Consider the following 10,250-nt stretch of genomic DNA (forward strand, 5'->3'; position numbering starts at 1 on the left):
GCCTGCGCGTGAAGGCGCGCGACCGCACCCGGCGGCACTGACGCACCGCGATCACCCCCGCCGAGTCGTGACATGATGTCGCGACTCGGCGCGGAAACCCGCGACGAGTCACGACTCGGCGCCGCTCGGGCGCGTTGCTCGGGCGCGTTGCTCCGGCGGGCTACTCGGACTTGGGGGCGATCTCGCCGCCGGCGATCACCGCGGTGCTGGCGCGGCGGCTGCGGCCGCGGCCCTGACCGGGCGCCTTCGGCTGCGGCAGCGCGTCGAGCACGGAGTCGAGCAGCAGCTCGGTCTCCTCGGGCGACGGGCGCGGCGCGGCGACGACAGGCGCGGGCTCCGGGAGGTCGAGCAGCGGGAGGATCGACTCGGGCGACTCCGCGTCGTCCGGCGAGACCTCGACGGTCTCGACCGTGACCTCATCGACGGAGGCCTCATCGACGGAGACCTCCGCCGCGTCGACCGGGACCTCCTCCACGGCGTTCTCCGTCACGGCCACGCTCGCGGTCGTCTCCTGCGCTGCCGGCGCGGGCTGTTCGGCGGACGTGCCGCCCTTGCCCTTGCGGCGGCGCTTCTTGGCCGGGGCCTCGGCGGGCGGCTCGGCCACGGCGGCCGGAGCGGTCCCCTCGGGGTGCTCCCCGGCGTGCGCGTGGATGGTCGACGCGGCGATCTGCGCGAGCGCGTTCTTCGCGTCGTCGGTGATGGCGTGCGTGCCGGTGGTGCTGTGCACGGCCGGGCCGGACGCGTGCCCGTTCCCACCGTTGCCGTTGCTGCTCCCGTTGCCGCTGCCGCCACGGCCGCGGCGGCGCTCGTTCTGGGGCGCCTGCGGCTGGCGGTGCTTCACGACCGGGTCGTGGTGCACGATCACGCCGCGGCCTGCGCAGACCTCGCACGCCTCGCTGAAGGTCTCCAGGAGGCCGAGGCCGAGCTTCTTGCGGGTCATCTGGACGAGCCCGAGGGAGGTGACCTCGGCGACCTGGTGCTTGGTCCGGTCGCGGCTCAGGCACTCGATCAGGCGGCGCAGCACGAGGTCGCGGTTCGACTCCAGCACCATGTCGATGAAGTCGACCACGATGATGCCGCCGATGTCGCGCAGCCGCAGCTGGCGCACGATCTCCTCGGCCGCCTCCAGGTTGTTCTTGGTGACCGTCTCCTCCAGGTTGCCGCCGGAGCCGACGAACTTGCCGGTGTTCACGTCGACGACCGTCATGGCCTCGGTGCGGTCGATCACGAGCGAGCCGCCGGAGGGCAGCCAGACCTTGCGCTCCAGCGCCTTCTCGATCTGCTCGGTGATGCGGTACTCGTCGAACGCGTCGCGGTCGCCCTCGTACGCCTCCACCCGGTCGAGCAGGTCGGGGGCGACAGAGCGCAGGTAGCTCTCGATGGTCTGGCGCGCGTCGTCGCCCGCGATGACGAGCTTCTGGAAGTCCTCGTTGAAGACGTCGCGGATGATCTTGATCAGGAGGTCGGGCTCGCTGTGCAGGAGCGCCGGCGCCTGCACCGTCTCGACCTGCTTGCTGATGTCGGCCCACTGCGCGGTGAGACGGTTGACGTCGAGCGTCAGCTGCTCCTCGGTGGCGCCCTCGGCGGCGGTGCGCACGATCACGCCCGCGCTCTCGGGGAGCACCTCCTTGAGGATCTTCTTGAGCCGCGACCGCTCGGTGTCTGGCAGCTTGCGGCTGATCCCGTTCATGGAGCCGTTCGGCACGTACACGAGGTAGCGGCCGGGCAGCGAGATTTGGCTGGTGAGGCGCGCGCCCTTGTGGCCGACCGGGTCCTTGGTGACCTGCACGAGCACGCGGTCGCCGGCCTTCAGAGCCAGCTCGATGCGGCGCGGCTGGTTGCCGGTCTCGACGGCGTCCCAGTCGACCTCGCCCGAGTAGAGCACGGCGTTGCGGCCGCGCCCGATGTCGACGAAGGCGGCCTCCATGCTCGGGAGCACGTTCTGCACGCGCCCGAGGTACACGTTGCCAATGAGCGACGCCTCCTGCGAGCGGGCGACGTAGTGCTCGACGAGCACCTTGTCCTCGAGCACGCCGATCTGGATGCGGCCGCCCTTGGACCGGACGATCATCTGGCGGTCGACCGACTCGCGACGGGCGAGGAACTCGGCCTCGGTGATGACCGGACGGCGGCGCCCGGCGTCACGGCCGTCGCGGCGGCGCTGCTTCTTGGCCTCGAGACGGGTGGAGCCCTTGACCTTCTGCGGCTCCGTGATGAGCTCCGGCTCGCGCGGCGTGCGCACCTTCACGACGGTGTTCGCGGGGTCGCCCGCGCCGTCGCGGCCGGACTCGCCCGCGCGGCGACGCGAGCGGCGGCGGACGGTGCCGGCACCCTCCTCGTCGGCGGGAGGCGCCGGCGGCAGGTCGGGCAGATCGGGCGCCTGGAAGAGCAGGGTCGTCGGCGGGAGGCCGGGGGCGCTGGCCGAGACCGGCGCCGCGTGCCGGCCGTGCTGCTCCGGCAGCGCCGGCGGCAGGTGCGGGCTCGTCGCCGGCTCGTGAGCCGCGTCCGGCGCCGTCTGATCTGCGCCGGTCTGATCTGCGCCGGTCGGATCGGCGCCGGTCTGCCCGGCGTCGTTCTGCCCGGCGTCGTTCTGCTCCGCCACGGTCTGCTCCGCTTCCGTGTGCGCCGCGGCGACCTCGTCCGCGCTCTGCGCATCGACGCGGTCGGTCGCCGACGCGTCCGGCCGCTGCTCGGGGCCGAACGTCGGCACGGAGGTCCGCTTCACCGCGCGACGGGCTCCGAAGAGTCCCTTGCGCTTGCGTCCCCCCGCCTCGGTGTCGTTGCTGTTCGTGCTGTCGTTGTTCTCGTTCTCCACCATCGCTGGTGCACTCCTCGACCGGTGGGCGGTCCCCCGCACACCGGGTACTCTCCGTCGGAGCGGGCGCTCGGCCCCCTCCGTAATCCTTCGCGGACGCTGCCGGCTGGTGGCGCGGCTGGCATCCGGCTCAATTGTCTGTGCCGGTCTCTTCGACCGGTCTTTCCTCGGCGCGTAGCGCCGTCAAGCCTTCTGTCGGCGTCGCCCGGCGATGCCGGACGACTTCTGCAGACGATTATCGCACGAGGAGGCTGCTCTGCTCCGCGCTCCCAGTCCGGCCCGCGTGGCGCATGCCATAATCCGAGGGTGTCAGACCGTCTCGATGCGGTGTCCTACCGCCGCCCGACCGCCCTCGCCATCCTCCTCATCGTCGCCGGGTTCATCGGCCTGTGGGCCGCCTTCATGCTCACCGTCGACAAGTTCCACCTGCTGGAGGACCCAGACGCCCAGCTCTCCTGCAACTTCAGCGTGCTGGTGGGCTGCAGCAAGAACCTCAACTCCTGGCAGGGCTCGCTGCTCGGGTTCCCGAACCCGCTGCTCGGCATCGGCGGCTGGACCGCGACGATCGCCGCGGGCGTCGGGCTGTTCGCCGCCGGCCGCTTCGCGCGGTGGTACTGGCTGCTGCTCAACCTCGGGGTCGTGCTCGCGCTCGCGCTGGTGATCTTCCTCATCACGCAGTCGCTCACCGTCCTGGACGTCCTGTGCCCCTGGTGCATGGTGACCTGGGTCGTCACGATCCCGACCTTCTGGGCGGTGACGCTCTACAACCTCAAGGAGGGGCACATCCCCGTCGGCGAGCGGGCACGGAAGCTGTTCGCCTCGTTGTACGGCTGGGTGCCGCTCATCACGATCGTCAGCTACGCCATCGTGGCGGTGCTCGCGCAGCTCCAGCTCGACTGGATCCACCGCGCCTTCATCTGATCGCCCCTTAACGAACGACGCTCCCCACTGAAGAACAGTGGGGAGCGTCGTGCTGTTGCGGGGAGCGGCTCAGCCGAACCAGAGCGCGAGCTCGCGCTGCGCGGACTCCGGCGAGTCGGAGCCGTGCACCAGGTTCTGCTGCACCTTCAGGCCCCAGTCGCGGGCGAGGTCCCCGCGGATGGTGCCGGGAGCGGCCGTCGTCGGGTCGGTCGCGCCGGCCAGCGAGCGGAAGCCCTCGATGACGCGGTTGCCGGCGACGCGGAGGGCGACGATCGGGCCCGACTCCATGAACTCGACCAGGGGCTCGTAGAAGGGCTTGCCCTCGTGCTCTGCGTAGTGCTGCGCGAGCAGCGAGCGGTCGGCCTGCAGCATCCGGATGTCGACGAGGGAGTAGCCCTTGGCCTCGATGCGGCGAAGGATCTCGCCCGTGAGGTTGCGGGCGACTCCGTCGGGCTTGACGAGGACGAGGGTCTCTTCGACGTCGGTCATGGGTTCTCCGTTCCGTTCTCGGCCGGGGCGGCCGGTTCATTGCGGTCGATGCGTGCGGCGGCGATCATGCAGTACGTCCACATGGCGGTGAAGATCGCGCCGACGATGAAGAAGGCGGGCACCAGGAATCCGGCGGCCACCACGGTGAGCTGGACGAGCCAGCCGAGGACGACGCCGAGCGGCCAGCGCAGCGTGCCGATCGCGACGATCATGAGCAGCACGAGCGCGGCCCCTCCCCCGAGCGCGAGCGCCGGGGGCAGGGCCTTCAGCCCGAACAGCACCAGCGCGCCCAGGAAGACGACGATCAGCTCGAAGCCGAGCACGATCGAGCCGAGCGACTCGCGCAGCCCGCGGCGACGGCGGGGGCGCGGGGCCGGGGCGGCCGGTCCGGTCACTGCGCCGCCTGCTTCCAGCCCTGCTCCTCGGCGTACGCCATGGCGCTGCCGACGAGCACGATGGAGCCGGTGACGACGACCGCGCGGCGCGGCTCCTCGGCCGCCCACTCGCGTGCCGCCTCCAGGGCGTCGATGGTGTCGCCGTAGACGATGGTCGCCTCGTCGCCGACCTCCTCGCGGAGCAGGTCGCCGAGGTCGTCGGCCGGCAGCGCGCGCTCGGAGGCGGGCTCGGTCACGAAGAACTGCGTCGCGACCGGGGCGAGCGCCCTGACCACGCCGCGCGCGTCCTTGTCCTGCAAGATGCCGACGACGAAGGTCAGCTCGTCGAAGTCGAAGTACCGCCGCAGCGCCTCGGCGAGCGTCTGGGCGCCTGCCGGGTTGTGCGCAGCATCCACCAGCACGGTCGGCTCGATGCCGATCAGCTGGAGGCGGCCGGGCGAGGTCGCGGTGGCGAACCCCTCCTCGACGAGGTCGGGCTTGAGCGGCTGCGTCCCGCGGCCGAGGAACGTCTCGACGGCCGCGACCGCGACCGCGGCGTTCTGCGCCTGGTGGTCGCCGTACAGCGGCAGGAAGACATCCTCGTACGTCGCGGCGCGGCCTCGCAGGGTGACGAGCTGGCCGCCGACGGCCACGCGGGTGGCGGCTACGTCGAAGTCGCGCGGCTGGGCGGCGAGCGACGCCTCGCTGAGGGCGACGGCCTCCCGGATCGCGTCCAGGGCCTCGGGAGGCTGCGCGGCGGTGACGACGTCGGCCGACGGCTTGATGATCCCCGACTTGGTGCGGGCGATCTCGGCGACGGTGTCGCCGAGCGCGCGCGTGTGGTCGAGCGAGATCGGCGTGAGCACCGCGACCTGGCCGTCGCCGACGTTCGTGGAGTCCCACTCGCCGCCCATGCCGACCTCGATCACCGCGACGTCGACCGGAGCGTCCGCGAACACGGCGAAGGCGAGCGCGGTCAGCGCCTCGAAGAAGGTCAGCGGCGGCTTGCCCGCGGCCAACAGCTCGGCGTCCGTCAGCTCCAGGTACGGCACGACGTCCTCCCAGTTGCGCACCAGGTCCTCGTCGCTGATCGGCTCGCCGTCGATGACGATGCGCTCGTTGAAGCGCACGAGGTGCGGGCTGGTCAGCAGGCCCGTGCGCAGCCCGTAGGCGCGCAGCAGGCTCTCGGTGATCCGGCTCGTGGAGGTCTTGCCGTTGGTGCCGGTGATGTGCACGATCGGGTAGGCGCGCTGCGGGTCGCCGAGCAGCTCGACGGCCCGGCGGGTCGCGTCGAGGCGGCGCTCCGGCGCCCCCTCGCCGACGCGGGCGAGGAGCGCCTGGTAGACGGCCTCCGCCTGCTCGCGGATGTCGTCGTCGAACTCGTCGCTCATCGCGCCATCACCTCCACCTTCGCCACGCCGACCGTGAACGCGCCCGCGTTCGCGAACTGCCCGGCGGGGAACGTCTTGCGGTACTCCTCGCCCTCCGCCTCGGCCACACCGCCCGCGGCGATGCCGACGAGTTCGGCGAGCGTCTCCGCCGCGATGTCGACGACCGCCGCGGCGGACTCCACCGCGGCGCCGTCCTCGGCGCTGTCGAAGCTGAGCGAGAGCTCGATGCGGTCGCTGACGTCGAGCCCGGCCGCCTTGCGGGTGTCCTGCACGGCGCGGATGATGTCGCGGGCCAGGCCCTCCGCCTCCAGCTCGGGGGTCGTCGTCGTGTCGAGCAGGACGAAGCCGCCGCCGGGGAGCAGCGCCAGCGCGGTCGCGGAGTCGCCGTCGGCCTGCGCGGTCTCGAGCACGAGGTCGTACTCCCCCGCCACCAGCTCGACGCCGCCGACGGTCACGACGCCGTCGGCCTCGCTCCAGTCGCCGTCACGGGCGGCCTTGATGACCTGCTGCACCTGCTTGCCGAGGCGCGGGCCCGCGGCGCGCGCGTTGACCGTCAGCCTGCTGGTGATGCCGTACTCCGCGGCGCTGTCCTCCTGCAGCTCGACCAGGCGGACCGCCTTCACGTTGAGCTCGTCGCGGAGGATCGCCTCGAACGGCTGCAGCGCGGCCACGTCGTGCGCGACCACGGTGAGCGAGGCGAGCGGGAGGCGCACCCGCAGGCCCGCCTGCTTGCGCAGCGACAGCACCGTCGAGCTGATCGCGCGGATGCGGTCCATCGCGTCGATCAGCGCGTCGTCGGCAGGGAACTCCGCCGCCTCCGGCCAATCGGTGAGGTGGACGCTGCGGCCGCCGGTCAGGCCCTTCCAGATCTGCTCGCTGACGAGCGGGAGGAGCGGCGCGGCGACCCTCGTCACCGTCTCGAGCACGGTGTAGAGGGTGTCGAACGCCTCCGTGCCGCTGCCGTCGTCCTCCGACACGCCCGCCCAGAACCGGTCGCGCGAGCGGCGCACATACCAGTTGGTGAGCACGTCGGCGAAGTCGCGGAGCTTGGCGGCGGCGAGCGTCGAGTCGAGCCCGTCCAGGTCGGCCGTGACGGCCTCCACCAGGTCGCGGGTCTTCGCCAGGAGGTAGCGGTCGAGCACGTCGGCCGAGTCGACCGAGCGCTTCGCCTCGTAGCCGGTCGCGTTGGCGTACAGCGAGAAGAAGTACCACGTGCTCCAGAGCGGCAGCAGCACCTGGCGGACGCCCTCGCGGATGCCCTCCTCGGTGACGACGAGGTTGCCGCCGCGCAGCACCGGGCTCGCCATGAGGAACCAGCGCATCGCGTCAGAGCCGTCGCGGTCGAAGACCTCGTTGACGTCCGGGTAGTTGCGCAGCGACTTCGACATCTTCTGCCCGTCGCTGCCGAGCACGATGCCGTGGCTGATCACGTTCTTGAACGCCGGCCGGTCGAACAGCGCCGTCGCGAGCGTGTGCAGCAGGTAGAACCAGCCGCGGGTCTGCCCGATGTACTCGACGATGAAGTCGGCCGGGTTGTGGCTGTCGAACCAGTCGTGGTTCTCGAACGGGTAGTGCACCTGGGCGAACGGCATCGACCCGGAGTCGAACCACACGTCGAGCACGTCCGGGATGCGGCGCATGGTCGAGCGGCCCGTCGGGTCGTCCGGGTTCGGCCGGGTCAGGTCGTCGATGAAGGGACGGTGGAGGTCCGGCTCGCCCCCCGCGTTGCGCGGCAGCCGGCCGAAGTCGCGCTCCAGCTCCTCCAGCGAGCCGTACACGTCGACGCGCGGGTAGGCGGGGTCGTCGCTCTTCCAGACCGGGATCGGCGAGCCGAAGTAGCGGTTGCGCGAGACCGACCAGTCGCGCGCGCCGGCCAGCCACTTGCCGAACTGGCCGTCCTTGACGTTCTCCGGCACCCAGTTGATCTGCTGGTTGAGCTCGCCCATTCGGTCGCGGAAGTCGGTGACACGCACGAACCAGCTCGACACCGCCTTGTAGATGAGCGGGTTGCGGCAGCGCCAGCAGTGCGGGTACGAGTGCTCGTAGCTCGCCTGGCGCAGCAGCCGGCCCTGCTCCTTGAGCATCCGGGTCAGCGGCTTGTTCGCCTCGAACACCTGCAGTCCCGCGACATCGACCACGTCCGGGAGGAAGCGGGCGCCGTCGTCGACCGAGATGACGACGGGGATGCCCGCGGCCTCGGTGATCCGCTGGTCGTCCTCGCCGTAGGCCGGGGCCTGGTGGACGATGCCGGTGCCGTCGTCGGTGCTGACGTAGTCGTCGACGAGGATGCGCCACGCGTTCTGCGTGCCCCACTTCTCGGTGTCGGCGTAGTAGTCCCAGAGCCGGTCGTACTCGACGTCGGCGAGGTCGGCTCCGCGGTACGTGCGGGTGACGGCGGCCAGCGCGTCGGCGGCCGAGTCGTAGCCGAGGTCCTTGGCGTAGTTGCCCACCAGAGCGGTCGCGAGCAGGTACTCCCCGCTCAGCACCGGCTCCTCCGGCGCGCCCTGCGTGTCAGCGGCGCCGTTCGGGCCGGACGGGACCACCGCGTACTCGATCTCGGGGCCGACGGCCAGCGCGAGGTTCGTCGGGAGGGTCCACGGGGTCGTCGTCCACGCCAGCGCCCGCACGCCGGTGAGGCCGAGCGCCTCGGCCTTCTCGCCCACGAGCGGGAAGGTCACGGTGACCGTCTGGTCCTGCCGCATCTTGTAGACGTCGTCGTCCATGCGCAGCTCGTGGTTGGACAGCGGCGTCTGGTCGCGCCAGCAGTACGGGAGGACGCGGTAGCCCTCGTAGGCCAGTCCCTTCTCGTACAGCTGCTTGAAGGCCCAGAGCACCGACTCCATGTAGGTGACGTCGAGCGTCTTGTAGTCGTTGTCGAAGTCGACCCAGCGCGCCTGACGCGTCACGTACTCGCGCCACTCGCGGGTGTACTTGAGCACGGAGTCCTTCGCGGCCTGGTTGAAGGCGGCGAGGCCCATCTCCTCGATCTGGCTCTTGTCGGTGATGCCCAGCTGCCGCTCGGCCTCGAGCTCGGCCGGCAGGCCGTGCGTGTCCCAGCCGAACCGGCGCTCGACCTTCTTGCCGCGCATGGTCTGGTAGCGCGGGAAGACGTCCTTCGCGTACCCGGTCAGCAGGTGGCCGTAATGCGGCAGGCCGTTCGCGAAGGGCGGGCCGTCGTAGAAGACCCACTCCTCGGCGTCGGCGCGGTTGTCGATGGAGGCGCGGAAGGTGCCGTCCTGCTCCCAGAAGGCGAGCACGCCCTCCTCGATGGCGGGGAACGACGGGCTCGGCGTGACCTCCGGCGCGCTCTGCGCGGCATTCTGGTCGTCGGGCGACGGGACCGACTTGGGGTACGGCATCTCTCTCCTGGCAGATGGATGTGCTGCACGAGGACGCCGGACGCTCTCGCGCCCGTCGCGGTACCACCCCGCTTGCCCCGGACGCCTGCGGTGGCGGGCGGGACCTCTCGTCGTCGGCTGTGACGGGCCGTACCCGTTCGGTTCTAGTGAGCGCGGCCGGAGCCGTGCCGTTCTTCCGAAGACTCGCCGGTGATGGCCGGGTCTCAGTCTGTGCGACCTATACTATCCGCTTTCGCGTCGCTCGCGAGGGCGGCCGCGTAGCCGCGGCAGACCGGCTCCACGGCGCGCTGCACGAGCGGCGCCAGCAGCCCGCGGGTGACGCCGGAGCGCGCCCACACGACCGCCGCGCTGACGGCGGCCCCGACGACCGCGGTGGCGGCGCTGCGCGGCAGCAGCGCGTCGGGCTGGACGCCGGTCCTGGCGGCGATCGCGGTCGCCACCTGCGCGACCAGGCGCAGGAAGCGCGGAAGGGCGGAGGCCTGCAGCTCCTCGTCGGTGCCCATCGCCTCCACCTGGGTCACGGCGAGCGGAAGGCGGTTCGGGCCGAAGCCCTCGGCCAGGGTGAGCATCGCGGCGAGCACCGCATCCATCGGCGCGAGGTCGCGGGGCTGCGCGGCGAGCACGGCGCCGAACCCGGCGAGCGACTCGTCCACCTCCAGCCAGAGCAGGTCCGACTTGGCCGGGAAGTAGTTGAAGAAGGTCGCCCGGCTGACCCCGGCACGCCGCGTGATCTCGTCGATGGACGTGCCGGCGTAGGTCTGCTCCAGGAACAGCTCGCCCGCCGCCTCCGCGAGCATCTGACGCGACGAGGCGCGCGGCCCCCCCCGCGCGGCCCCACCACCCGCGGGATTGCCGGCAACCACGCCCGGGTCTACATACGAGCAATAATTGTCCCCCGCCC

At 71.6% G+C, this 10,250-nt stretch carries 7 protein-coding genes; 1 reads left to right on the plus strand and 6 read right to left on the minus strand.

Annotation, left to right across the window (positions count from 1 at the left end):
* Window positions 1-160 precede the first annotated feature (160 nt).
* Window positions 161-2,818 carry an Rne/Rng family ribonuclease gene (locus ACR9ZG_RS15645; protein ID WP_481285775.1) on the minus strand — a complete coding sequence of 886 codons (2,658 nt, stop codon included), beginning with the start codon at window positions 2,816-2,818 and terminating at the stop codon, window positions 161-163.
* Between the two features lie 303 nt (window positions 2,819-3,121).
* Between ACR9ZG_RS15645 and ACR9ZG_RS15650 the strand changes: the two genes are divergently transcribed.
* Complete coding sequence (locus tag ACR9ZG_RS15650; protein WP_481285776.1) at window positions 3,122-3,736, plus strand: vitamin K epoxide reductase family protein; 615 nt, start codon at window positions 3,122-3,124, stop codon at window positions 3,734-3,736.
* Window positions 3,737-3,805: 69 nt separating this feature from the next.
* On the opposite strand, the gene ndk is transcribed toward ACR9ZG_RS15650, so the two are convergent.
* From ndk to ACR9ZG_RS15675, 5 genes are all read right to left on the minus strand, one after another.
* Window positions 3,806-4,225: a nucleoside-diphosphate kinase gene (gene ndk, locus ACR9ZG_RS15655; protein ID WP_481285777.1), complete on the minus strand. Its 420-nt coding sequence runs from the start codon at window positions 4,223-4,225 to the stop codon at window positions 3,806-3,808.
* A complete protein-coding gene (locus ACR9ZG_RS15660; RefSeq protein ID WP_481285778.1) occupies window positions 4,222-4,620 on the minus strand; it encodes a DUF4233 domain-containing protein in 399 nt (132 codons plus the stop codon). The genes ndk and ACR9ZG_RS15660 overlap by 4 nt, the downstream gene beginning before the upstream one ends.
* Window positions 4,617-5,990 carry a bifunctional folylpolyglutamate synthase/dihydrofolate synthase gene (locus ACR9ZG_RS15665; protein WP_481285779.1) on the minus strand — a complete coding sequence of 458 codons (1,374 nt, stop codon included), beginning with the start codon at window positions 5,988-5,990 and terminating at the stop codon, window positions 4,617-4,619. Before ACR9ZG_RS15665 ends, ACR9ZG_RS15660 begins: the two co-directional genes overlap by 4 nt.
* On the minus strand, window positions 5,987-9,349 hold the full coding sequence (gene ileS / locus ACR9ZG_RS15670) for an isoleucine--tRNA ligase (protein WP_481285780.1): 3,363 nt from the start codon (window positions 9,347-9,349) through the stop codon (window positions 5,987-5,989). The genes ACR9ZG_RS15665 and ileS overlap by 4 nt, the downstream gene beginning before the upstream one ends.
* Before the next feature lie 203 nt (window positions 9,350-9,552).
* Complete coding sequence (locus ACR9ZG_RS15675; RefSeq protein WP_481285781.1) at window positions 9,553-10,212, minus strand: acyl-CoA-like ligand-binding transcription factor; 660 nt, start codon at window positions 10,210-10,212, stop codon at window positions 9,553-9,555.
* Window positions 10,213-10,250 lie beyond the last annotated feature (38 nt).

This window comes from Leifsonia sp. KNZ12-8B (genome assembly GCF_056755495.1).